The following is a 22,056-nucleotide window of genomic DNA, read 5'->3' as shown; positions in this document are numbered from 1 at the left end:
TTGTGTTTTTCAATGCAGGATTTTTTGTTTTTTTACATAATATCTTCAAGAGTAGCAGTTAACGTTCTCAACGTGATTGCTGCTCTTTTTTAATTTATTTGAGAAAGAGGTGTAGCGATGACAAGGTCCATCTATATCATTTCCGGCCCATGTGGTGTGGGAAAATCAACCATTACCAAAGGTCTGTCACGCAAAATGGATAAAGCGGTCCTGATAGAAGGGGACTTAATAATGGCCATGTTTGTTGGAAAGGAGCAATCCTCTTGGGAGGAAAAGCTCTCCATCGTCTGGCAGAACCTGAGCAGTTTGACCCTGAATTTTATTGAGAAGGGTTATGATGTTGTCATCGATTATGTCGTGGAGGATGAATTACCATGGTTCTGCAGCCAGCTATCGGGCCTGGATGATATCACGCTTCACTATGTGGTTCTGCGCGCAGAACCAGAAGTCCTTATAGAGCGCATCACGAAACGTGGAGATACCGAGATGATCCATCGTTCCTTGGAGCTTTTACAACAGTTGGAAAATAAAGCGGAAAACATTCCCCATCTGTATGATACGACTCACAAGGAGCCAGATGTCATCATAGAAGAAATTCTTGGGAACATCAGTCGATATTAAACTCTCTTGCCCTTGACAGACTCGTTTGAAATTATTACCATTAAAAGAAAGAGATGTACGGAAGGGGAATCGAAATCCTAACAATGTGGAAGAACCTTTAATGAAAACCTGAGTAATTGGATAGTGACAGCAGTTCCGAACACGGGACCAGTCTGTCGATCCATCATTTCATTAAAGGAATACACATGTTGTGGAGTTCGATTGCCCCACTAGAAACAGGTGCCTTTGGTGCACCTGTTTTTTATTGGGAGAAAACATCTCTATCGGCCAGACGTGGATATACCTAATCATCTTAGGAGGGTTATTTTATGAATAGAATTGCAGTGGTAACTGGCGCAAGCCGTTTAAAGGGGATAGGAGCTGCTGTCTGCAGAGAGCTTGCAAAAGCGGGGCACCCGATCTTTTTTACTTACTGGACGCCTTACGATAAAGAGATGCCATGGGGTTCTGTGGCGAATGAACCACATCTTTTAAAAGAGGAGCTTGAGGGCTTCGGTGTACCGGTGCGCTTTATTGAGCTGGATCTCACACTCGTAGAAGCACCTGATCTTCTGTTTCAAAAAGTGAAAGAGGAGCTCGGCCAGCCAAGTATCTTGATTAACAATGCGGCATACTCTACCAACGATGACTATGCCACTATTACAGCGGAGGATCTGGATAAGCACTATCTAATAAACATCCGTGCTACCACTCTATTAAGCAGCAGATTTGCTCGGCAGTTTACAAGAGGAGCAGGTGGGCGAATCGTTAACCTGACATCCGGGCAGTTCCGTGGACCAATGCCAGGTGAGCTCTCGTATGCAACGACAAAAGGTGCGATTGATGCCATGACGATTACCTTGGCTGCAGAGGTTGCTAAGCTTGGGATTACCGTCAATGCCATCAACCCCGGTCCGACTGATACAGGCTGGATGACAGAGGAAATCCGGGCAGGACTTTCCGATATGTTCCCTTCCAGTCGGGTGGGGGAACCGAGTGATGTTGCACGAACCATCAAGTTCCTTGTAAGTGAAGATGCCGAATGGATTACAGGTCAGATCATTCACTCGGAAGGCGGATTTAGGAGGTAGGAAAAGGTTATGACGGGAAAAATACAACTGATTTCTGTGGACGCAGGGAGTCGCATAGACTATATGCCTTTCTTACTCTTGGCGGATGAAAGCGAGAGCGTGGTAAATGAGTATATAGAGGAAGGGGATATGTACGCGATCATGTTCGATGTTGGCTCTGTGCACTCAGTGGCAGGAGTAGCTTTGTTCGTGGAGCTGCCAGGCAAGGTGATCGAGCTGAAAAATATTGCATTGGATCCGCAATTTCGCGGACTAGGTCTTGGAAAGCTGGTAATCTCAGAAGCATTTGAGATTTACCAGAAGAGGGGCTTCCGCAAAATGATTGTCGGTACAGCCAACTCCAGCATTGCCAATCTGGCATTCTATCAAAAAGCGGGATTTCGGATGATGGAAATAAGGAAGGGCTTTTTTCTGAAATATCCGGAACCAATTTTTGAGGATGGGATTCAGGCGGTGGATATGGTGATGTTTGAGCGGATACTACTAGGGGAGTAATGATAGTGGAAATTCACTGTGAGTGCCTCTCTCTTCCCTTTTTGCAGTTTAGGGAGAAGGTTTTGTCCGAGAGAGGCGCTCTCTAATCTCTTTTTGCAGTTTAGGAAGAAGGTTTTCTCCAAGAGAACGAAACTATATCACTACTCGCATTCTTTCAAAAAGAAAGGGTGCTTTTTTAAACCTCTGTGCACCAGTTCCGTAGATTGCATTCTTTCAAAAGTGACAAATTGTAAACAATACCCATTTCACTATTAACAAAATTTTCAAAAAACAATTGAGTAAAACCAATTATTTTGAAATAATTGGAGATAGAATGCTAAGTCGTTCAAAAGGAGGAAGGCATGTGCACTGGAAAAGGTTCATCATCACTACTGTCTTTGTCTACACACTTATCTCCATACCTGGCATTTTGAGCGTTGGATATGTGATCGATTGGGTTCCGGAAGCAACGGTTTTTCAAAAGGTAAAAGGATATGCAGTGGAAGGGCTGACAGCTAACTTTCTCCTTAAACTTCCTATTGCCGCCATAATTGGTTTTTTTGCCAGTGTGTTTAATACAAGGAAAGATAGGTCAAAAGCCTGAAATGTCGAAACTGCGCAATGAAACCTACATACACTCCAGCCGTCAAATGGTTGAGGTGACAAAAATGAAAAAAACACTATTAGCGCTTTTCATCCTTTCCATAACCTTATCAGGCTGCATAAACACCAAAGAACCCATCATAACCATCCACTCCGAAGAAGCATCTTGGGCATACGAATTCGTGAATGTTAACGGCTCCTCTTATCAACTGACGCATCAAGAGGCGGAGGAAAGTGCCAAGGGGGAGCTCATCGGTATTGTTCAACGAAACATCGTGGAAATAGATACGGAAGAGGAAGTGGAGGAGCGGCATCTCGACAGTAACGCTCTTGCACCTGGAACCCCACTCTACATACACACCGAGAATAGCAGCGCCATTCTATATGAAGTGGAAGGCACGTATTTTATAGCAGAGAAAAAAGACTGAATGTTAAAAGATTTACAAGGGGGAACCAATGGAATTAAAAAAAGAATCATTAAAATTGTCACTTTCAGTTGTCTTGGCTTTAGTCTTCACCATCCTGCTCATCTTTTTTCCAAGAGGCGGATACTATGGGGAAATCCCTGTAGAATTAGGAGACGGAGGATTTCCGGGATTTCAGCTTTCACTATTCTTAGATATTTATAAAAATAACATCATCCAATTCTTCCAGCACATCTGGGAACATAAGAGCCTTGGCGGAACGATGTTTTCGGAAACCTCGGTGGAAAAGGAACTCTTCAGGTATTATCCGAAAAGCCTACTCGTCATCGTCATCGGCTTTGTTGTAAGTATTATTGCCGGCGTGTACAAAGGGATTTTCGATTACCGCAACACCTATACGAAAAAGAACCTGCTTGGGAACGGCACGACCTGGCTATTTCAGTCCATTCCTGACTTTTTCATCGTAATCATTGCTTTCTATCTAGCATTCTACTATCTTCCTATGGGACTGATCTTCAGCAACCAAAACTGGTACAGCTTTGCTGCGCCGGCACTCCTCGTGTCCATCTATCCGACCATGTATGTCGCGCGGATGACTTGTGTGTCCCTTTTGAACCAGGATGGACAGGATTATATCCGCACGGCCTTTGCCAAAGGGTTTAAAGTCAAGCAGGTGATAAACCGTCATATTTTGAGAAACAGCGCGCTCGATCTTATCGCTCACCTGCCGACCATCATGATGGTGGTTATCTCCAATATGCTGATGGTCGAGTACCTGACAGGCTATGCCGGTGCGGGAAACAGGATGTTCGTGGCGCTGGGAGGAAGGCAGAACACGGTCGGATTCGGGGCTACCACGATTGAAGCAGGCCTCGTTTTCGGATTTGCCCTCTGTTTTATTGCCACTGTGCTGGTCGTTCATGTACTCAAAATGTTATTGCTGACAAAACTCAGCCAGAAGGGAGCGTAAGTGATGCCGAAAAATAAATCGCTGTGGATCGGGGGATTTTTCCTGCTGATTTTAATAATGGTGGCTACGTTTGGCTCCTATTTTCCGTATGTAAAAGAGGGGATAGAAGGTAAACGATTAATATTCCCAGAGTCGGGTGGTATTGAATCAGCACCTTTCCCTCCTTCAGCTGATTTTCCGCTTGGATCCGACCATGAAGGCAGAAACATGGTGAGCCTTTTGGTTATAGGTGCCAAGGACACGCTGATGCTCATCTTCCTAATAACGGCAATTCGCTATCTAGTAGGCATCACGCTTGGGGCCATTGCATCATTGGGAGGTCGGGTCATCTCCAATGTCCTCAATGTATGGGATCAGATATTTTCCAGCATGCCGGTCATTTTCTTTGCCATCCTTGCGTTTAACCTGCCACTTTTGATATACGCAGAGAACAGGTTCTGGATTGTCATTTTCAGCATAGCATTGGTGGAAGTGGGTCGGGTCGGGGTGACCATCCGGGACCAACTGCTTCATGTGAAAAATAAACCGTATATCGACGCCGCGAGAACCGTGGGCCTCACGAACTTCGGCCTTGCGAAGAACCACTTCCTGCCGACACTGCTCCCAACCATGCTGGTCAACTTCTGCTTTGATATCGGAAGAGTGGCCCTCATCATCGGCCAGCTCGGAATATTCTCCATTTTTATCACGATGGAATTCGTGGAGGTTCAAACCGGCCTTTATCAAATCTCCAACACCAGCTTCAACTGGCCGACCATTTTGGGAGATGCCAGAAAAGACATCTATACCGCGGTCTGGATTCCGGCAGCTGCAGCGTTCGCAATCATGTATGTCATTTTGACATTCAATATTTTGGGCGAGGGGCTGCGAAGACACTTTAGCCGATTGGGGACGTGAAAACTGATTTCAACTCGTAATACAAAAGATATGAAACCAAACAGAATGCAGTTTCGTATAGTTATTAGTAGCAAAAAATGGGAGGGTGAAAATGGGGACACTGGAATTGCTGATGATAGCTATTATCTGGGGTGGATTGATGCTTTATTTCATCATACCCAGTGATGAAATGCAAGAACTCCCTCACCAAACTATGTCTCTAGGAGAAGTCTTGATAATCAGTTTGAATAGTGTCACATTTCATTTTAAAACAGTACTGGTACTGCTTTTCTTACTACTTACATATCTCGCAATCTGGTACAGTCTCAAGGATATAACCTGGTATAACGAAGCACACGGAGTACCATCAACCGCGGATCCTGCTGACAAACTGCCATTTTACCTTGCGGGGGTCACCATCTATGCTGTGCTACTCTATGCGGCAGTTGTCGGGAAAAAGATACACTCGCTTATGAAAACGGGAGACTAAAACTTGTACACCTATTCTTCATTCGAAATTGAGGGATCGTTCGCTCTATTGCGGCCGGTCCTATATACATTACATTTAAAGAGAAACTGAAAATATTGGAGTGTTCCAAATGGGCTTGTTTTTTCAAAAAGGAAAACGTATAAAAAGTTCGAGACCGATAAATGTAATTAGATTCATACTCTTAATAGGTGTGTTTACACTTTTGGTGATAGGATATAGGGATGACTTCAATTTCACTTATTTAGGAATTGCCTCTATCCTTGTAGGAATAACAAATTTGGGAAATGGAGCAGAGTCCCATTACTATGGGGAAAAGAAAAAAGTATATGTCCCAGAGTATTTGCTTAGCCTGCTGTTTTTATTTATTGGAAGCACTTATTTAGCTTGACGGGTAATCAAGTGAAGGGTCGAGGTACCTGACCCTAAGATTCAATTAGGAGTGTGACGATATTAATGAGTGAATTTCATTTGGGTGACGCGCTATTGCAGCTATTTGTTTTTGGGCTATTAGTGCTGATATTGGTGTTGATTGTCGGGGGGAGTCGTTCTTTTATGAAACGGAGAACGCAGCTTGATAGAATAGAAGAAAAGATAGATACATTGTTGGAAAATGAGAAGCGCAGGTAACTACAGTTACGGACACAAGTCCAAAATGACTCTGCTGCAATGAATTCATGCTACTATTAACAAAAAGGAGTGGTCTTTTGCAAACAAACAGAGAAGAAGTGTCTGTGAGTGGCATCGTCAGTTTTGAGGATTATAACACTTATGTCAGTTTCCATTGGAGAAAAATGCGACTGATGTTCACCCTCATTAGTGCTTTTCTATACATACCGATTACCACGTATCTTGTATATCTCCCGTTTATCGGAAGGCTCATTGGAGCGGTGGTGCTGGGACTAATCGTATGGTATATGATACCTGTGCTCAACAAATTCAAGGTGAAACAGGAGTTCAATAGTGACCAGCTGATCAAAAACGAAATATTCATCACCGTCAGCAAGGAAGGTGTCCAACAAAAAGTCAGGAAGTCAGAAGCGAATCTTGAGTGGAGTGACATCGTGGCTATTCATGAAACGAAGGATATGTTTGTGTTCTACATATCAAAAAATAAAGCTATTTTGATTCCGCAAAGCTTTTTGATGGATGGCAGTGAGAAAGAAAAACTTCGGGAAGTTATCCGTGAGAACGCTGTATAATTCAATAAGGGTGTAAATAAATTTTGTAACCTTCTAACATTCACTTAAATTAGAATGGTAGGTGTAAAAAATGAATGAATCTGTTCCGCATTCCGAGACTGGAAAAATAAATAGTAATGCGATTCTTTCTTTGATTCTTGGTATCATATCGATATTATGTTGCGCTATTAGTTTTTTGAGCATGGTTTTTGCAGTTCCAGGATTTGTACTTGCTGTGATGGGTCTGAATGAGATTCAGAAAACGGATCAATCAGGACGAGGATATGCCAAGGCAGGTTTAATTTGTAGCCTCGTCGGTATCCTACTGCCTCTTATCATAATTCTTATTAGTTTGTTGTTTTTTGAATCGACGGATTTCATCATGGACTTGAGCTAAGCATTGAAAAGGACAGCCCTTGTTGGAAAAGGGCTGTCCTTTTCTTTATTTTAATATAGCAATTTTCAAACAAACGTTTGATTAAGAAAAATTCAAAGGCATGGGGCTGTAAGGGGAAAACTATTCTTAAGAGATTAACTTTTGAAAAAGGTGTAGTGGTATAATTCACAAACATGCCAGTATTCTATTCAAACCGACAAATTTCCCGGGAAACCTTTATCTTAAAATAGGATTTTTTAAACAAACGTTTGATGAAAAAAATACTAGCCTTATGGGCGGCAAGGTATCCAGCCGAAAAATCAAAATTAACTTTTGAGAAAGGTATAGTGGGAAACTTTATAATTCATGAAAAGAGAAAGCCCTATTCCTTTTTGTCGAAATCTATCAAGTTTATGGATAAATCTATGGTGCTAGAAAACCGTAAATTGCAACAAATAGTAGCAAGATCCATGCACCAATGCAAAGGATATTACCTAAAACCAGAACAATTTTAGGCCAACCCCTATCGCCAAACAAACTCACAACCAGGCCTATAATACCACAAGCAAGTGGGATGAAAATGGTCACTCTGTTGAAAAACTCCACAATTATCGCCCCCCACGAACTCATAAGGGAAACCAAAGGAATGACTGATAACAGAAAGAAAAGTGACCCGAATTTGGTGGAACTCTTTTGCATAAACACACCTCTTTCCAAACATATTATGCTGCTTACAAAACAAAAACACCGACTCTTTTATATAGGAGATCAGTGTTCTATAGTCTTACTACTTATTTTCGAATAGCCTTATCCTTACAGAAATTGGCTGGGTCAAGGTGCCAGTCCCTTAAGCCCGAAAAATCTTCTCCATTGTTTTTCCTTTGGCTAGTTCATCGATCAGCTTATCCAGATAGCGTATTTCTCGCATAGTTAGTTCTTCAATGTTTTCCACTCGAACACCGCAAACGACACCTTTGATTAAAGCCCGTGAAGCATTCATTTGGGGAGCTTCCGCAAAGAAGGTCTCAAAGTCTGTCTTTTTTTCCAGTAGCATTTCTAATTCTTCCTGGCTGTAGCCAGTCAACCAACGGATGATTTCGTCCACTTCTGATTTGGTACGTCCTTTTTTCTCCGCCTTTGTCACGTAATGGGGATAAACACTTGCGAAGCTCATAGTATAGATTCGATGTTTGTCCATAATATATCCTCGCTTATAAATTTTTCTTTATTATATCACGAAATATAGAGGGTCAAAACGAAGTAGCCGATTGGTTGTTTTAAAATACTTTCGGGGACCAAAATTTTTAGGAATGATGTACAAGGAGGTCTCAGTATATTTAATTTGTAAAGGTTTAAGAGAAAGGTGGAGATAGTTTGTTTTTTCATATAAAGGAATTACAGTATGAGGCAAAGCCAGAAAAGCCGGATCCCATATTTGCAACACGGCTACAGGAGATTTTGGGTGGACAGTTCGGGGAGATTTCGGTTGCTGTCCAATATCTTTTTCAAGGCTGGGGAGCAAGGAAACATGACAAGTACCGGGATTTATTGATGGATACTGGAACGGAGGAACTCGCTCATATTGAGATGTTGGCTACGATGATTGCAAGACTATTGGATAATGCTCCGGTAAAAGCCCAAGAAGAGGCGGCTCAGAATCCTGTTATGGCGGCGATTATGGGGGGGATGAATCCACAATATGCCATCGTATCGGGTCTTGGAGCAATGCCGGTCAACAGTGTTGGTGTGCCTTGGAATGGAGGTTATGTAATCGCAAGCGGGAATTTACTTGCTGATTTCAGGGCGAATTTGAATGCAGAATCACAAGGGCGTCTGCAAGCAGTAAGGTTATATGAACAGACCACAGACCGGGGCGTAAAAGACATGCTTTCGTTTTTGATTGCCAGAGATAGAATGCATCAGAACCAATGGATAGCGGCAATCAGAGAGTTGGAAGCACAAGAAGGTGTCATTGTTCCAAGCACCTTCCCTACTCAAAAGGAAAAGTCAGAAGTTGCCCATACGTTTATCGCATTATCAGAGGGAGAAGAGAGCAGCAAAGGCAGATGGGCTAGTGGGCCAGCACCGGATGGATTGGCCAACTTCCAATATTTAAGCATGGGAGGTGCTTGGGGAAGTAAGCCAATACTTAATCCTGCACCGCCAGCCTTGCATAACACCCCGCCATCAGTGAAATAAAAATAGGGACGGTTCTCTTGCTCCCGGAGCAAGAGAACCGTCCCTCCATTCATCCTTTCGAAATCTCCACAATGCCATCTTCTTTCAAGTCAACCGCACCTTGCTTGTTCAGTTTCACCTTTTCATCATCTTTGAGGTTTGTGAACACGATTGGCGTCATCAAGGAAGGAGCATTCTCGCGGATAAAGTCCATATCAAACTTTAGGAGCTCCTGACCCTTAGTAACCGTATCCCCCTGGGCAACCAACGCCTCAAAACCTTCACCCTTGAGATTGACCGTATCAATTCCCACGTGAATTAGAATTTCGTGTCCTTCGTTGGACTCGATCCCGATTGCATGCTTTGTTGGGAACAGGTTCACGATTTTCCCGTCAACTGGGGAGACAACAAGCCCTTCCGAAGGTTCGATTGCAAACCCGTCACCCATCATCTTGCCGGAAAAGACCTCATCTGGCACATCATCCAGCGGCTTGACTTCCCCTTTAATTGGAACGATAAATCCACCCTCTGTAGACTTGGTTTGCATGGCATCCGGGTTGATCTCTTCAATCTGCTGCTCGACTTCTTCACCTGGGGCAGTCTTCGCAGGACGAGGTGTTTTTCCATCCATAATGTCTTTCATCTGTGATTTTAACGTATCTGATTTCGGACCGAATATAGCCTGGATATTGTTGCCGACTTCAAGCACGCCAGAGGCACCAAGCTTTTTCAAACGTGCCTTATCGACCATTGAAATCTCGTTTACCGATACACGGAGCCTTGTGATACAAGCATCCAAATGGGAGATATTTTGCTTTCCACCCATCGCCTCTAATACGTCATGTGGCAGGTCTCCTGCAGTAGTCGGAGTCGCGCCATCCTCATCCTCGTCCACGTCCTCACGACCAGGTGTTGCAAGGTTAAACTTCTGGATCGCAAAGCGGAACCCGAAGTAGTAGATGACGGAGAACACAAGCCCGACTGGAATCACAAGCCACCAAGCGGTACGGTTCGGCACAACTCCAAACAGAAGGTAGTCGATAACTCCGCCTGAGAACGTCATCCCGATTTTTACATCGAGGATATGCATGACCATGAATGAAAGTCCCGCAAACACGGTGTGAATTGCGAACAGTACAGGTGCGACAAATAGGAATGAGAATTCAATTGGTTCTGTAATCCCAGTTAGGAAAGAGGTAAGGGCAGCTGATGCCATAATTCCGCCGACCAATTTCTTCTTCTCCGGACGTGCCGTGTGGTAGATGGCAAGCGCCGCGGCTGGCAGTCCGAACATCATGAATGGGAACTTACCGGTCATGAAGGTCCCGGCAGTCGGCTCGACACCATCACGCAGCTGCGCAAAGAACATCGCCTGGTCTCCGCGGACAATGTTGCCGGCTTCCGACGTATAGGAACCGAACTCAAACCAGAAAGGAGAATAGAAAATATGATGAAGCCCGAATGGAATCAAGGCCCGTTCAATCACACCGAAAATAAATGCGGACAACGTCAGATTGGTATTGATCATACTTTCTGACAGTGTGTTCAGCCCACCTTGAATTGGAGGCCAAACAAAGGACATCGCAATCCCGAGCACAACAGCCGATGCAGCTGTTACAATCGGAACGAAACGCTTTCCGGCAAAGAACCCGAGATAGGATGGTAATTCGATATTGTAGTACTTGTTATACATAAAGGCCCCAAGAATCCCGACAATTACCCCGCCGAACACACCACTCTGTAGCGTGTTAATTCCGAGCACATTCGCATATGCCGGATTCTCAAGCATGCCGTCATCCACGCCAAGCACGACACCCATCGTCGCATTCATGATGAGGTACCCGATAATGGCGGCAAGCGCAGCAACCCCTTCACCACCGGCTAGTCCAACAGCAACCCCAACGGCAAATAACACAGGGAGATTATCAAACACAATTCCCCCGGCAGCATCCATGATATTCGCTACCATCTGAATCCAGCCAGCGCTAAGGAACGGCATCAATTCCAGCAAATTTTCTTCCTTCAACGCATTCCCAAGCGCAAGCAAAATCCCCGCCGCTGGTAGGAGTGCGACCGGAAGCATTAACGCCTTCCCGACCTTCTGCAACACACCAAACATTCTTTTCAAGAACAAAACCTCCTAAATATGTATAAATCAAAGTGCTTTTAATTTCCCCTAAATGGGATGTTTTAAACAAAAAGAAAGGGCTGAGGGGACAGGCACTGTGAACCACTGGGTCATCGTGCCTGTCCGAAAGACCAAAAACTTGTTTTGGCACGAACTAGTGGTGTTTTGGCATGAACTTGATTGTTTTTGGCACGAACTAGGACCATTTTGGCATCAACTCACCCTATTTTGGCACGAACTTCAAATGCAACATCATAAATATCTAGAGACAGTGCTTAATATTCTATGAATTCTGCTAATATTTACATATATAGGTATAAGATTTGAAGGGAGAGGGCCTTCGTATGGACATCGCAACATTATTTATAGATTTATGGCGCAATATAAAGGGGTTTTTCTTTAATGAAGAAGGAATTTTAGATAAAACAAGAATGATAACAGGTTCTGCTGTCATCCTATTTTTAATAGTTGCAATTGGGTATTTATCTTATCGCTTCTTTGTTTAAGTATCCATCCTCGTTCTCTTATACAATATATCCAGTTGACTAGACACCAATCAGTGTCGTATAATTAAGACACTGATTGGTGTCTTATTTATTTGAAAGGAGGAGGGATCTTGAGTCTTGCCCTTCAAGAAAGAGATGTATATGTGGCTATTGCAGATCCAACCAGACGGAAAATCATCCGCCTGTTAGCCGAATTAGAGGAGCTGCCTCTTTACGAACTGACTCCCCATTTTGATATGGGACGCACGGCCGTATCAAAACATTTGTCTGTTCTGAAAGCCGCCGATTTAGTAACAAATCGTAAAATAGGAAGAGAAACAAGGTACCGCCTTAACCCGGCTCCTTTAAAGGAAGTTCAAGACTGGTTGGCGTTTTATGAGCAGTTCTGGAATGAAAGTGCAATGCGACTAAAGAAATTATTGGAGGAATAAATAATGGCCAATTTATTATTAGATTTTCAATTTAAAAGTCCCATCGAGAAAGTTTGGAATGCCCTGACTCACTCAGAAACACTTGCACAATGGGTGATGGAGAATAATTTTAGACCAATTGTAGGCTACAAATGTCAGTTTCGAAATAAAGAAATCGGCTTGGTTGTAGATAGTGAAGTTTTAATAGTTGACAAGCCTAATAAGCTATCTTACACATGGGTTGGCGGTCCAATTGATACGATTGTTACCTGGACCTTAAAAGAAGAAGGAGATATAACCTACCTACACCTGGAACATGCAGGATTCGCAGAAGAGAACCAAGCATTCAATGGCGCGAAGTATGGTTGGGCAATGATGGTAGAAGGATTAACTGAGATCCTAAAAGAAGATTAATGGGAGAAAGGGGATACAAGGATGAGCTTTTTTAAAGATGCACTTTCTATTTTTAAGAAAAGTGAACTCGTTCTGATTGAAAAAGTGAAAGAAACAGAAGGGGTCTATTCATTTATTTTTAAAAAGGATAAAGACCTAACGTGGAAACCAGGGCAACATGGGTTATTTACCATTACCCATAAGAAAATAAAAAACAACACCAAACCCTTAACGGTCGCATCCATTCCAAGTGAGGACGTGGTGAAAATCACGACCAAAATTGGCGATAACCCAAGTGATTTTAAAAGTGCGTTATTGGAATTAGAGGCTGGGATGAAAATTAGCATGAGCGGACCTGTGGGCTCCTTTTATGCAAAAGATGACAGTCCTGCACTCTTTATCGCAGCAGATATCGGTATTACACCATTTCGGGCAATGATCAAACAAATAGAGGCGGAAGTAAATGTGGAGAAGCAGGTGAAACTACTTTACCTCAATAGCCAAGGGTCACATATCTATAAAGAAGATCTTGCCAATACCGATGTAGTTGTAAGCTTTCTTACTACAAATAATGAGTTGTTTCAAGAAATAGACAGATTCACTGAGAAGTACAATGACAAAGGACAATACTTCATTGCAGGATCAAAGCCCTTTGTAAACACGTTGACTGAGCATTTGAAGAGTAATAATATATCTAAGCGTAATGTGAAAAGGGATGTTTTTGTAGGGTGTTGAGGAGACAGGTACGATGACCCTTTTTTGGAACGCTGACGTGTAATCTTCCATTTATATTAGAAGGCAAGTGTAGAAGCACACTACACTTGCCTTTTTTGCTGATGCAAGGAGACCTTCATGAGCGGAAAATCAGTAGCAAGAGGTCTTCATAGTCGTAGAGGAAGAGTGTACCTCACGCATAAATGGATGCCACGTCCAAAAGAATTTTTTCCAAAAAATCCCCCCTAACAATCACCCCCGCCCTACAAGTAAGAAATTATTACCATTTCTCCATCAGTATGATACCATTAACTAAAGTCGAAATATTCCTTCATTAAAAATAGGGAGATGGGAAAATGGAGTTATTTCAAAGTCAGTACGATTGGATCAAACGGACAAGGGAAACATTATTTCAGTATTGTGAAGGCATGCCCTACGAACAATATATTAAAGAAGTAGAGAGCTTTGGTGGTGATTCCATCCGAAACCTTCACGTACATATTGCGAGCTGCTATCATTTTTGGCTGGGGACTCATGCTCTTAAAAAATCAATCCCCCAAACAGATCCTAACACCATTAACAACGTCCAAGATATGAGAGAGCTTTTCCGCAAAACAGACGAGCTTGTCGAGGAATTTCTCCAAGAATTTGAAGGAAACTGGGAGCATATCATTCCATACACCTTCAAAAACGGTGAAACCTCTGACTTCAGCACTCTTTGGCTTTTCACACACACCACCACCCACGAATTCCACCATAAAGGGCAGATGGTGAAAATAGGCCGACAGCTAGGTTATAACCCGCCGGATACGGATCTGATTGGACCGGAGGTTACCAAATGTCCATCCTAACAAAAAATCGTATGAAAATCGTGGAACATACAGAGATTGAAGCAGTAGAAGACAGATTGATGAGAGTTAGAGGCTTAAATGATAACGCGATGGGTGTGGATTTGAAACGTTTTGGGAATGCAGTTGCTTTCTCTGTCAAAAATATCCCGGGCCCATCGTTCAATACGGTGAAAGGAATTAGCGAAGAGAATCTAGGGGACCTAGACGAAATAATAGAGTTTTATTCTGAAAAAGGCATTCCGGCTAGGTTTGAAGTGACACCAAGCAATGCATCTGCTGACCTATTCCGAAAGCTCAGTACACTGGGCTTTTTTCAGAGTGGCTTTCATACCGCGCTTTATCGTTCTCTTTCTTCGGACGAATCGCCGATAGCTGGGGTAGGTAACACCATTCAAATAGAAGAAATCAGTCTTGTGGACTTTGATATTTTCGGAGACCTTTATACAAAGGGATTTGGGATGCCCGGAGCGTTCAAGAATTTTGTCACGCAGAATAATAAGATCCTAGCAGAGAGCGATCACTGGGTTTTTTATATGGCGAGTGTCGAGGGAAATCCAGCAGGAGTCGGCGTCCTGTTTCAAAAAAATGCGGTTGCAACGCTAGCAGCTTCGGCAACCGTACCAGCTTTTCGAAACAAAGGCGTGCAACCAGCATTGATCCAAAAGCGAATTCAACAAGCTGTGGATGCAGGTTGTGAATATGTAATCGGGCAAGCAGCTTACGGTAGTGTAAGTCAGAAGAATATGGAGCGCGCGGGTTTGAAGGTGGCCTATACGAACGCGATTTGGGAGAAACTTTAAGTTTTAGGAGGTTTTTATGCAATCAATCTTGGATTCAATTAAGGGGTATTTTTTAGATGTCCTTGCGATGGGAAAAGGGCTTATTTACGGATTTATAATGGTAGGATTACTTATTGCAGGCGGCACAGCGTTGTTGTATGGAATCTTGTTGATTAGGAATTTTTTCCTATAGGGAGTTACTTGAATACGGTTTTATCAGTAATTATCTTACTTTTAGATACAGGGTGGGGGGTGCGTGAACCTTGTCTCACTCTGCATGTGTCGGTTTATGTCGAATGGCCTTTATCTGGCACAAAGTGGCTTATAAAATGAAAAAGTGGCTTATAAATTTAATAGTTGGCTTATAAATTGAAAACTTGGCTCATAAATCTTCAGGCCGGGTAGTTTAGTGTGTGTAATCTACAGTTTTGGGCGAATTTTCCCGAGAATACTAGTAATTAAGCAAAAATACTGCCCCCCCCCACACTCAAAACCTGCGATAAACGAGCTCGCATATGAGGTTTTCACCTCAAAATAATCCTCTTTCCTATGCTCATCAACCTCTTCAGTATAAAATAGAGTCATCAGAAGTGAAAGGAAGAGATCAATATGTCTATAGCAGTTATTTATGGGGGAACCCGCAAGCAAGGGAATACGGAAACTCTAACAAAACACGCCATTCATGGAATCGAAGTGGAGGAAATTTTCCTAAGAGACCACACCATCCTGCCAATTGTCGATATGCGACACGATGAGGAGGGATTTCAGGATCGAAAAGATGACTATAACTCCGTGATCGAGCGTATCCTCCAACATGATACGTTAATCTTTGCCACTCCAATTTATTGGTATAGCATGTCAGGAACGATGAAGAACTTTATTGATCGCTGGTCCCATACCATGCGGGACGCTAATTTTGCGGATTTTAAAACGAAAATGTCTTCTAAAAAAGCCTACGTCATTGCAGTCGGAGGGGATGCGCCTTCTATCAAAGGTCTCCCAATGATCGAGCAATTTAAATACATTTTTGAGTTTATGGGAGTGGAATTCAAGGGATACATCATTGGAAAGGGAAATAAACCCGGAGACATCCAAGGAGATAAAGTGGCGTTGTTTGAAGCAGAAGCGCTTCGGGAAGAACTACGTGTGAAATAAATTATTAGCTAATCAATTTGTCCAAAAAACTCTCTCTTCCGTAACCAACACCTATGGAAACAGAATCGACCTCACCAATCCAATCGAGAACCGTGTCCTACAATCACAACCAGTACCACTTAACTTTAAGAATGGATGCTAATTGTGAACAGGAGAACGGTTCTCCTGTTTTTTGTAGCAATAAAAATTATCCTGCCAAAGAGGATTTATCTATTTTTTTACAAAAAAAGGATTTTCGTCATAGTGAATAGAAATATTAGTTTGTAGAAGTTTTTTTAAACCATTTAACGTACATATGTAATAGGGAGTGTCAGTATAAGATTATGTATAGGGGGGCTTAAGTGTTTATGGAAGTGGTACTTCCTGTAGTGATTTTAGGATAGGAATTGCTAAAAAAATTCATCTATAAATCAGTGAGAGTGAATTAGATAGGTCACGGTGCCAACGGTTGTTTATGGTGGTCGGTATGATGCGCAGTGCCCGCTTGTTTTCTCAGAAGAAATACATAACAGCCTTCCTCATTCAAAGTTAGTGGTTTTTGAAGAAAGCAATCACTATCCGTTTGTGGAGGAGAAGGTAAAGTTTGAAGAAATGATTTCGATGTTTGAAGGTCTGTCTGTGGAGGTGAAGCGATAAGGATGAATAAAGAGAAACTTTTTGGCATAGCTACTGCAGTAGGGATAGTTGCAGTTCTGTTCATTTTCTTTTTATCGTTTGAAGAATCGGAAACATTTAAAGGGTTTCCTGTGCCAAAGTACGCGGAATTGACCTCCAGCAACGGAACCCTCGAAGAATATCATTGGGGGCCAGCTTCAGAGGAAAATGGCTTACCTTTAAGGTATCAAGCCATCATCCGGTTATGGGGTTGGGAGGTCAAAGAGGTAATGGGAAGCCTGACTGTATATCATAAGGATGGGGAAGAAGTGGATGTCATATCTCAGACTGATTATTTGTCGTTGAGTACCTTCCAAGACTAACGCAATTTGCAAGAAGAGGGAGAGAAGGAAATGATTAGTGTCGGCTGTGGCAATTGCGATGGTGAGGGTAGGGTTTTTATGCAGGTAAGAAGGCAGAGAAGTTTAATGGGTGATAACGTGCATGAGTCCTTTGAGAAAAAGGCGGCATGCTTCCAACCAGTAAGGTAAGAAAGAGTGCCTTACTGGTTTTCTTTGTAAGTATTTGTTTTTGAATATTGAAACATTTTTCCAGTTTGTTTCGTATTAGAGATATAGGGCTGAATGGAGATACATCATAGAAGGATATGTCAAAAAGCAAAAAAAGATTAAGAATACGTTGCATTAGGTTTAAGTGCTAGCTATGAAAAGAAGGTACTTAATATGTATGTTTCTAATTAAGGAATAGGAGCTATAAGAATGTTACTTGTTGGAATCGGCATATTAATTGTGATTTTCGTTTCATCCATGGCAATTGAAAAATCGTTAAGGAACATCGAAAGTCAAAATGAACAGATTATAGAACTGTTAAAAGAGAATAACAAGCGGAAATGAAATGAGGAATGGAGGGCTGGAAAAGTGGGAAAGTCATTTTGGATACCGTTATCAATCGCCTTTGGATCCATGATTTTGTTGTATTTGATTGGATTTTTTGCTGATATTGATTTTCTTATTTTTAAATGGTCCCCTTCATCTACAGAGATTGCACTTCTACCTATTGTAGTTGGGTTACTGCTGGGATATATCAGTGAGCGGATAATTAAGCATAGAAATAAAAGTAATAACATATAAAATTGAGCGACGGATTACCTCTTTGATTAAATATGACATATCATCGTCAAAAGGGGATATTAAATTGGATAAGCCAAGTATTTTGAAACCGTTTGTTGGTACGACTTTTATTTATTCTACTTTTTTATACTTATATTTGTTTGATTATCTCACGGGGATGGATTTTGCATTATTATTGCTGTTGCTACTGGTAACTAACGTAGTGTTTATTTTTGTTTCCTTAAACATAAAAGCATTGCGACGTTCATTTATATTTTCCGCTTTATTGTCTTTTATCCTTTTTAATTATGAGTTTTCAACATTTGTTCTTGATGAGAAAGAGTCAATTGTTACTTTTTATCAACCATCAGAAGAAATCGTACCTAACACTGGGATTTATGTTTTGGGAATTGGAAGTGTAGAGTTGGAAAAGGGAGCAACGATAACTTTTTACAATAAAGCAGATTTGTATGAAGATATTGCTGCAAACAATATAATTCGCTATCGGAGTAAAAATGAATTTATTTTTGAACTTTTACATGTAAAGAAGAGTCATGTGGAAGATATGAGGAAAAATGTTTATCATTATTTAGAAGACACTAACTCTGAAATTGAGGGATTTTTAAATAGAGAGGACATCAATGGCAGTAGTGCTGGGCTGGCATTAGTGTTGTCATCCATTTTACATGAGGGGAAAGGGACTAATGAACTTTCTATAGGGGTAACAGGCGCCATCAACAAAAACGGTAAAGTAAAAAATGTAGAATCCATAAATGGAAAAGTCCAAACTGCTGCCAGAGATGGGCACACCCATGTCATTGTCCCTTATGGGAATTTAAAAGAGGCATTGAAAGCAAAGGAAGATTTTAAACTTAATGTGAAAATTGCAGGGGTGAAAAGTGTAGAGGAAGCGCTTGCGGTTATTGAGATTTGGCATGAAGAGTAGAGCTTTAGGGACAGGCGACGTAACCCAATTAGTAAAACGGGATAGTTACCGGGTCGAGGTGCCTGTCCCCTCAACCCCCTCAACTATACTTCAACTTCTTCTTCCCCCCACCCTTCTTCCACTTCCTCTGCATTATCAATGTCACGATCCCAATCAAGCATACGAATAGGATGCTGATAAAGAAGCCATTCCGAACGGTCTTCTCCAAGAGGGTTCCGCTTATTGCTAATAGCAGAAGGAGAAGCCCTAGAACAGACAATATCTTTCCTTTCTTCTCCAACCGAAAGGAAGACAGCAAGATGAAAAGCCAGTTATATAACAATAACAATCCTGCAGCTGTGGTGATGTATTCGAACACCTTCCCAGGCAACACGAATGCGCAGGCGACTGAAGCTGCTAATCCCCCCACACCGAGTAATAGGGAGGGAAGTGGCAGCTCCTTAAATTTTAATTTTTTCTGAAAAAGTTTTGGAGCGTCTCCGTCCTTAGCTAATGTGACCAACAAGGTGGTTACTCCAAACAGTGCTGCGGTCATGGTGGAGAAACCGGCAATGATGATGGCCCCGTTGAATACGTGTGGAAAGAAGGAAAGGTCGTAATTGGTTAGGGCGGTCACAAAAGGGCTCTCTTTTTCGTTAAACTTTTCAAAGGTAGCAAGGCTAACAGCGAGCCCAAGGGAACCTACATAAAGGATCATTAATAGCCCCATCATGATACTTCCAGCCTTCAGCGTATCTTCCTTCTTTTTCAGTTGCATGGCCATCAGTCCAATTACTTCAATGCCTCCGTACGCGTAGAAGGCATAAATAAGCGAAGACCACAACCCCTTGAACCCCAGCGGCATCCACTCCTTGATGGTGTTAGGAAAGTTCCCTGGACTTGACCCACTCCCGCCACCGCCATCTCCTTTAATCCAGCCAAAATATATACCCAAGGCTATGACAATGAACATCAAGATTGCTGCTACCTTGATGATGGCAAAAAGGTCTTCCATTTTATCGAATCCTTTTGTCCCTAACATTACAACTAAGAATGACAAAATTGCATATCCGGCTGAAAAAATCCAAAGCGGCACATCGGGAAACCAGAATTGAGATAACAAACCAAGGGCAGTCAGCTGACTACCCATGATTAGTATGTTGGAACACCAGTAATTCCAGCCGCAACTAAAACCAGCCCATCTGCCAAATGCTTTACCCGCGTAATAGCAAAAGGAGCCTTCCTGTGGATCTTGGATGGTCATTTTGGCTAATCTGCTATACACGATATAGGTTCCAGCGGCGCCTATCAAAAAGGAAACGATAATGGAAGCTCCAGCAAGTTTGATTCCTAGAGAAGATCCCAAGAAAAAGCCGATGCCGATTGTGCATCCGATTCCTATTAGTGATAATTGCCACCAGGCTAAATCACCCGTTGTTTGTTTGGAACTGCAAGTGGCTTTTGACATATGACTCTCCTTTTAACCAGCTACCAGAGCGTGCTTTTTTTTGGCTTTACATTTTGAATGAAAATAAAGACTAGGACTCCGATAATGATTGCCAGAGCACCTGAAAAATAAAGGCTTACTAAGAGATTATTTTTCATTACGACAGACATAATCGGGGGACCCGCGGCTACCCCGATGAACCGAGAAGAGCTATAAAAGGATGTAATCGTCCCTTTCTCTTCCTTTTCTACATTTTCAGTGATCAAAGCATCAAGCGTGGGCAGCATAGCCCCAATGCTAATTCCGATGAAGCTGGAAATCGTAAGCAACAAGAAAATTTTGTCATTCAGATATCCAACAAAGACAATAGTAATGCCTATGACCCCAAGGGAAATTAATAGGATTTTTCTCATTAATTCAATATTCCCTTTGATCACCTTTCCTGTGATAAAGGACGACACACACAGGGTAAATAAAGGGATTGCTAAGTATAGCCCTTTTTTTACGCCGTGCAGGTCATGGGTTTTTTCAAGTATGTCCGATAAATAAAATAATAGGCCAAATAGGATTAGCATGGCGTATATGCCGATAACGAAAGTGGTATAAAGCCATTTTCCCTCTTTGTGAAGTATCTTTCTTGTGTTCTGGATAAATATCTTCAATCCTAGAGGTTTTTCTTTTTTCTTAGGCACTTTGATAAAAATGAGTACTAGGAGGATGGAGATCAGACTGAAAAATGATATAGAAAAGAATGGTAGGTACCATAGTATAGCAGCCAAGAGCGAACCTAAAATGGGACTAAGAACCTTCCCAAACGTATTAGATGTCTCAATAATACCCAAACAAGAACTTGTCTTCTCATTGTCATCCTGATACAAGTCTCCAACTAGCGGCAAAATAATGGGGGTTGCCCCCGCTGCTCCGACACCTTGAATGATTCGTCCGATAATGATCCATGTGTAAGGATCTTCTATCTTCCAGGAAGCAAATCCGGAAATCAACCCTCCAATAAGGGCCAGGAGTAAACTGGGCAATATGACCATCTTCCTGCCGAAACGATCGGATAGATATCCTGCGATAGGTATTAAGAAAATAGAAGAAACGGAGTAAGAAGTAATGATCATACTGGATTGGAAGGAGGAGATGTCCAATTCTTTTTCGAGCAATGGTAAAACAGGTATGAGCATGGAATTGCCCAGTGTCATAATAAGAGGGATGGAAGCCATGCTTATTATGCACCAAGCGCTGACTTGTGCCATTTTCTTGTGTTTCAACTCTACCCCTCCAACACCTTGTCTCTGATTTTAAAATTTGTCACGGCTAAAGTTTAAATGAAAATCCATCAATCGAATCAATCCTTCCACGCCACCATGCGTGACTCGTGAAAGGGGCTTGCGTGTTCCCAGAGATGTACACAGCATCTTTTAAATGAATAAATGTAGCGATCATATCCTGCTTTTTTTTCTCTTCTTCCTCTTGTTTTTCACTAATGTACGCCTCTTTAAGGTCAGTGAATTTCTTATGTAGGACATGAGAGAGTGTACTATTTTCTACATGATCTGCTGACATAATTATTCCTTCATAATAAGTGTGTGGACCGATAAGCGTCCCTGCTACCACTGTCCCATTCATATTTAACGTAAGCCCTATCTCCACACCATCCTTATCAGTCAGATCAAGGAGCATTTGCAACACTGCATCATCGGTGGATACATTTTCCTCTTTTTTCGCCAAGTTAACCCCTCACTTTTTATTTCTTCATC

General features: G+C 42.1%; 31 protein-coding genes. 25 read left to right on the top strand and 6 right to left on the bottom strand.

Annotation, left to right across the window (positions count from 1 at the left end; all coding sequences use genetic code 11):
• The first annotated feature begins 117 nt into the window (after positions 1 to 117).
• The 11 genes from AB685_RS17700 (at position 118) to AB685_RS17650 (ending at position 7,104) form a co-directional block, all read left to right on the top strand.
• On the top strand, positions 118 to 621 hold the full coding sequence (locus AB685_RS17700; RefSeq protein ID WP_047971924.1) for an AAA family ATPase: 504 nt from the start codon (positions 118 to 120) through the stop codon (positions 619 to 621).
• Positions 622 to 929: 308 nt separating this feature from the next.
• A complete protein-coding gene (locus tag AB685_RS17695) occupies positions 930 to 1,691 on the top strand; it encodes an SDR family oxidoreductase (protein ID WP_047971923.1) in 762 nt (253 codons plus the stop codon).
• A 9-nt stretch (positions 1,692 to 1,700) separates the two neighbouring features.
• Positions 1,701 to 2,186, top strand: a complete 486-nt coding sequence (locus AB685_RS17690; protein WP_047971922.1) for a GNAT family N-acetyltransferase — start codon at positions 1,701 to 1,703, stop codon at positions 2,184 to 2,186.
• A 343-nt stretch (positions 2,187 to 2,529) separates the two neighbouring features.
• Positions 2,530 to 2,769 carry a hypothetical protein gene (locus AB685_RS17685; protein ID WP_047971921.1) on the top strand — a complete coding sequence of 80 codons (240 nt, stop codon included), beginning with the start codon at positions 2,530 to 2,532 and terminating at the stop codon, positions 2,767 to 2,769.
• Between the two features lie 64 nt (positions 2,770 to 2,833).
• Positions 2,834 to 3,196, top strand: coding sequence for a hypothetical protein (locus tag AB685_RS17680; protein WP_047971920.1), 363 nt, complete (start codon positions 2,834 to 2,836; stop codon positions 3,194 to 3,196).
• A 73-nt stretch (positions 3,197 to 3,269) separates the two neighbouring features.
• Complete coding sequence (locus AB685_RS17675) at positions 3,270 to 4,163, top strand: ABC transporter permease (protein ID WP_198530539.1); 894 nt, start codon at positions 3,270 to 3,272, stop codon at positions 4,161 to 4,163.
• A 57-nt stretch (positions 4,164 to 4,220) separates the two neighbouring features.
• Positions 4,221 to 5,060: an ABC transporter permease subunit gene (locus tag AB685_RS17670; RefSeq protein WP_157860738.1), complete on the top strand. Its 840-nt coding sequence runs from the start codon at positions 4,221 to 4,223 to the stop codon at positions 5,058 to 5,060.
• Positions 5,061 to 5,151: 91 nt separating this feature from the next.
• Positions 5,152 to 5,529 (top strand): hypothetical protein, encoded by a 378-nt coding sequence (locus AB685_RS17665; protein WP_047971917.1) that lies wholly within the window; start codon positions 5,152 to 5,154, stop codon positions 5,527 to 5,529.
• 453 nt (positions 5,530 to 5,982) lie between these two features.
• Positions 5,983 to 6,156, top strand: a complete 174-nt coding sequence (locus AB685_RS30960) for a DUF4083 domain-containing protein (RefSeq protein WP_128755897.1) — start codon at positions 5,983 to 5,985, stop codon at positions 6,154 to 6,156.
• A gap of 77 nt (positions 6,157 to 6,233) precedes the next feature.
• Positions 6,234 to 6,728 (top strand): YcxB family protein, encoded by a 495-nt coding sequence (locus tag AB685_RS17655; RefSeq protein ID WP_047971915.1) that lies wholly within the window; start codon positions 6,234 to 6,236, stop codon positions 6,726 to 6,728.
• A gap of 70 nt (positions 6,729 to 6,798) precedes the next feature.
• Positions 6,799 to 7,104 carry a DUF4190 domain-containing protein gene (locus tag AB685_RS17650; RefSeq protein WP_047971914.1) on the top strand — a complete coding sequence of 102 codons (306 nt, stop codon included), beginning with the start codon at positions 6,799 to 6,801 and terminating at the stop codon, positions 7,102 to 7,104.
• Between the two features lie 402 nt (positions 7,105 to 7,506).
• On the opposite strand, the gene AB685_RS17645 is transcribed toward AB685_RS17650, so the two are convergent.
• Positions 7,507 to 7,782: a hypothetical protein gene (locus AB685_RS17645; protein ID WP_047971913.1), complete on the bottom strand. Its 276-nt coding sequence runs from the start codon at positions 7,780 to 7,782 to the stop codon at positions 7,507 to 7,509.
• Between the two features lie 148 nt (positions 7,783 to 7,930).
• Complete coding sequence (locus AB685_RS17640) at positions 7,931 to 8,281, bottom strand: DUF2200 domain-containing protein (protein ID WP_047971912.1); 351 nt, start codon at positions 8,279 to 8,281, stop codon at positions 7,931 to 7,933.
• 176 nt (positions 8,282 to 8,457) lie between these two features.
• Here AB685_RS17640 and AB685_RS17635 point away from each other — a divergent pair, with 176 nt between their 5' ends.
• The gene (locus tag AB685_RS17635) at positions 8,458 to 9,282 is read left to right on the top strand and encodes a manganese catalase family protein (RefSeq protein WP_047971911.1); all 825 of its coding nucleotides are present in this window, start codon (positions 8,458 to 8,460) and stop codon (positions 9,280 to 9,282) included.
• 49 nt (positions 9,283 to 9,331) lie between these two features.
• Here the strand turns inward: AB685_RS17635 and ptsG are convergent, their stop codons facing one another.
• Positions 9,332 to 11,380 (bottom strand): glucose-specific PTS transporter subunit IIBC, encoded by a 2,049-nt coding sequence (gene ptsG, locus AB685_RS17630; protein ID WP_157860742.1) that lies wholly within the window; start codon positions 11,378 to 11,380, stop codon positions 9,332 to 9,334.
• Positions 11,381 to 11,733: 353 nt separating this feature from the next.
• Here ptsG and AB685_RS31380 point away from each other — a divergent pair, with 353 nt between their 5' ends.
• The 13 genes from AB685_RS31380 (at position 11,734) to AB685_RS17575 (ending at position 18,867) form a co-directional block, all read left to right on the top strand.
• Positions 11,734 to 11,895, top strand: coding sequence for a hypothetical protein (locus AB685_RS31380; RefSeq protein WP_157860737.1), 162 nt, complete (start codon positions 11,734 to 11,736; stop codon positions 11,893 to 11,895).
• 110 nt (positions 11,896 to 12,005) lie between these two features.
• Positions 12,006 to 12,326 carry a metalloregulator ArsR/SmtB family transcription factor gene (locus tag AB685_RS31765; protein WP_047971908.1) on the top strand — a complete coding sequence of 107 codons (321 nt, stop codon included), beginning with the start codon at positions 12,006 to 12,008 and terminating at the stop codon, positions 12,324 to 12,326.
• Positions 12,327 to 12,329: 3 nt separating this feature from the next.
• A complete protein-coding gene (locus AB685_RS31760; protein WP_047971907.1) occupies positions 12,330 to 12,719 on the top strand; it encodes an SRPBCC domain-containing protein in 390 nt (129 codons plus the stop codon).
• A 21-nt stretch (positions 12,720 to 12,740) separates the two neighbouring features.
• Complete coding sequence (locus AB685_RS17610) at positions 12,741 to 13,433, top strand: FAD-dependent oxidoreductase (protein ID WP_047971906.1); 693 nt, start codon at positions 12,741 to 12,743, stop codon at positions 13,431 to 13,433.
• Between the two features lie 335 nt (positions 13,434 to 13,768).
• The gene (locus tag AB685_RS17605) at positions 13,769 to 14,263 is read left to right on the top strand and encodes a DinB family protein (protein ID WP_047971905.1); all 495 of its coding nucleotides are present in this window, start codon (positions 13,769 to 13,771) and stop codon (positions 14,261 to 14,263) included.
• Positions 14,251 to 15,063, top strand: a complete 813-nt coding sequence (locus AB685_RS17600) for a GNAT family N-acetyltransferase (RefSeq protein ID WP_047971904.1) — start codon at positions 14,251 to 14,253, stop codon at positions 15,061 to 15,063. Before AB685_RS17605 ends, AB685_RS17600 begins: the two co-directional genes overlap by 13 nt.
• Before the next feature lie 16 nt (positions 15,064 to 15,079).
• Complete coding sequence (locus AB685_RS31755) at positions 15,080 to 15,235, top strand: hypothetical protein (protein ID WP_198530538.1); 156 nt, start codon at positions 15,080 to 15,082, stop codon at positions 15,233 to 15,235.
• 416 nt (positions 15,236 to 15,651) lie between these two features.
• Positions 15,652 to 16,197 carry a flavodoxin family protein gene (locus tag AB685_RS17595; RefSeq protein WP_047971903.1) on the top strand — a complete coding sequence of 182 codons (546 nt, stop codon included), beginning with the start codon at positions 15,652 to 15,654 and terminating at the stop codon, positions 16,195 to 16,197.
• A gap of 438 nt (positions 16,198 to 16,635) precedes the next feature.
• A complete protein-coding gene (locus AB685_RS17590) occupies positions 16,636 to 16,833 on the top strand; it encodes a hypothetical protein (RefSeq protein ID WP_053073874.1) in 198 nt (65 codons plus the stop codon).
• A gap of 2 nt (positions 16,834 to 16,835) precedes the next feature.
• On the top strand, positions 16,836 to 17,174 hold the full coding sequence (locus tag AB685_RS17585) for a hypothetical protein (RefSeq protein WP_053073873.1): 339 nt from the start codon (positions 16,836 to 16,838) through the stop codon (positions 17,172 to 17,174).
• A gap of 396 nt (positions 17,175 to 17,570) precedes the next feature.
• Positions 17,571 to 17,705 carry a hypothetical protein gene (locus AB685_RS32405; protein ID WP_277814296.1) on the top strand — a complete coding sequence of 45 codons (135 nt, stop codon included), beginning with the start codon at positions 17,571 to 17,573 and terminating at the stop codon, positions 17,703 to 17,705.
• Between the two features lie 24 nt (positions 17,706 to 17,729).
• The gene (locus AB685_RS17580) at positions 17,730 to 17,942 is read left to right on the top strand and encodes a hypothetical protein (protein ID WP_047971902.1); all 213 of its coding nucleotides are present in this window, start codon (positions 17,730 to 17,732) and stop codon (positions 17,940 to 17,942) included.
• 64 nt (positions 17,943 to 18,006) lie between these two features.
• Positions 18,007 to 18,867 carry a S16 family serine protease gene (locus tag AB685_RS17575; RefSeq protein WP_047971901.1) on the top strand — a complete coding sequence of 287 codons (861 nt, stop codon included), beginning with the start codon at positions 18,007 to 18,009 and terminating at the stop codon, positions 18,865 to 18,867.
• A gap of 79 nt (positions 18,868 to 18,946) precedes the next feature.
• Here AB685_RS17575 and AB685_RS17570 read toward each other — a convergent pair whose 3' ends face one another.
• The 3 genes from AB685_RS17570 to gvpU all read right to left on the bottom strand — a co-directional run bounded on the left by AB685_RS17570 (position 18,947) and on the right by gvpU (position 22,027).
• Complete coding sequence (locus AB685_RS17570) at positions 18,947 to 20,314, bottom strand: amino acid permease (protein ID WP_047971900.1); 1,368 nt, start codon at positions 20,312 to 20,314, stop codon at positions 18,947 to 18,949.
• 20 nt (positions 20,315 to 20,334) lie between these two features.
• A complete protein-coding gene (locus AB685_RS17565; RefSeq protein WP_241773340.1) occupies positions 20,335 to 21,519 on the bottom strand; it encodes an MFS transporter in 1,185 nt (394 codons plus the stop codon).
• A 94-nt stretch (positions 21,520 to 21,613) separates the two neighbouring features.
• Positions 21,614 to 22,027: a gas vesicle accessory protein GvpU gene (gene gvpU, locus AB685_RS17560; RefSeq protein ID WP_047971899.1), complete on the bottom strand. Its 414-nt coding sequence runs from the start codon at positions 22,025 to 22,027 to the stop codon at positions 21,614 to 21,616.
• Positions 22,028 to 22,056 lie beyond the last annotated feature (29 nt).

The organism is Bacillus sp. LL01, from assembly GCF_001037965.1.
Note: the sequence above shows the minus strand (reverse complement) of the source record. Positions and strands in the feature narration are given on the sequence as shown.

Bases quoted from the DNA above. Each gene is read 5' to 3' on its own strand.
- AB685_RS17700 (WP_047971924.1), top strand. From the start codon at position 118: ATGACAAGGTCCATCTATATCATTTCCGGCCCATGTGGTGTGGGAAAA.
- AB685_RS17695 (WP_047971923.1), top strand. From the start codon at position 930: ATGAATAGAATTGCAGTGGTAACTGGCGCAAGCCGTTTAAAGGGGATA.
- AB685_RS17690 (WP_047971922.1), top strand. From the start codon at position 1,701: ATGACGGGAAAAATACAACTGATTTCTGTGGACGCAGGGAGTCGCATA.
- AB685_RS17680 (WP_047971920.1), top strand. From the start codon at position 2,834: ATGAAAAAAACACTATTAGCGCTTTTCATCCTTTCCATAACCTTATCA.
- AB685_RS17670 (WP_157860738.1), top strand. From the start codon at position 4,221: ATGGTGGCTACGTTTGGCTCCTATTTTCCGTATGTAAAAGAGGGGATA.
- AB685_RS17665 (WP_047971917.1), top strand. From the start codon at position 5,152: ATGGGGACACTGGAATTGCTGATGATAGCTATTATCTGGGGTGGATTG.
- AB685_RS30960 (WP_128755897.1), top strand. From the start codon at position 5,983: ATGAGTGAATTTCATTTGGGTGACGCGCTATTGCAGCTATTTGTTTTT.
- AB685_RS17650 (WP_047971914.1), top strand. From the start codon at position 6,799: ATGAATGAATCTGTTCCGCATTCCGAGACTGGAAAAATAAATAGTAAT.
- AB685_RS17645 (WP_047971913.1), bottom strand. From the start codon at position 7,782: ATGCAAAAGAGTTCCACCAAATTCGGGTCACTTTTCTTTCTGTTATCA.
- AB685_RS17640 (WP_047971912.1), bottom strand. From the start codon at position 8,281: ATGGACAAACATCGAATCTATACTATGAGCTTCGCAAGTGTTTATCCC.
- ptsG (WP_157860742.1), bottom strand. From the start codon at position 11,380: ATGTTTGGTGTGTTGCAGAAGGTCGGGAAGGCGTTAATGCTTCCGGTC.
- AB685_RS31380 (WP_157860737.1), top strand. From the start codon at position 11,734: ATGGACATCGCAACATTATTTATAGATTTATGGCGCAATATAAAGGGG.
- AB685_RS31760 (WP_047971907.1), top strand. From the start codon at position 12,330: ATGGCCAATTTATTATTAGATTTTCAATTTAAAAGTCCCATCGAGAAA.
- AB685_RS17610 (WP_047971906.1), top strand. From the start codon at position 12,741: ATGAGCTTTTTTAAAGATGCACTTTCTATTTTTAAGAAAAGTGAACTC.
- AB685_RS17605 (WP_047971905.1), top strand. From the start codon at position 13,769: ATGGAGTTATTTCAAAGTCAGTACGATTGGATCAAACGGACAAGGGAA.
- AB685_RS17600 (WP_047971904.1), top strand. From the start codon at position 14,251: ATGTCCATCCTAACAAAAAATCGTATGAAAATCGTGGAACATACAGAG.
- AB685_RS31755 (WP_198530538.1), top strand. From the start codon at position 15,080: ATGCAATCAATCTTGGATTCAATTAAGGGGTATTTTTTAGATGTCCTT.
- AB685_RS17595 (WP_047971903.1), top strand. From the start codon at position 15,652: ATGTCTATAGCAGTTATTTATGGGGGAACCCGCAAGCAAGGGAATACG.
- AB685_RS17585 (WP_053073873.1), top strand. From the start codon at position 16,836: ATGAATAAAGAGAAACTTTTTGGCATAGCTACTGCAGTAGGGATAGTT.
- AB685_RS32405 (WP_277814296.1), top strand. From the start codon at position 17,571: ATGTTACTTGTTGGAATCGGCATATTAATTGTGATTTTCGTTTCATCC.
- AB685_RS17570 (WP_047971900.1), bottom strand. From the start codon at position 20,314: ATGTCAAAAGCCACTTGCAGTTCCAAACAAACAACGGGTGATTTAGCC.
- AB685_RS17565 (WP_241773340.1), bottom strand. From the start codon at position 21,519: ATGGCTTCCATCCCTCTTATTATGACACTGGGCAATTCCATGCTCATA.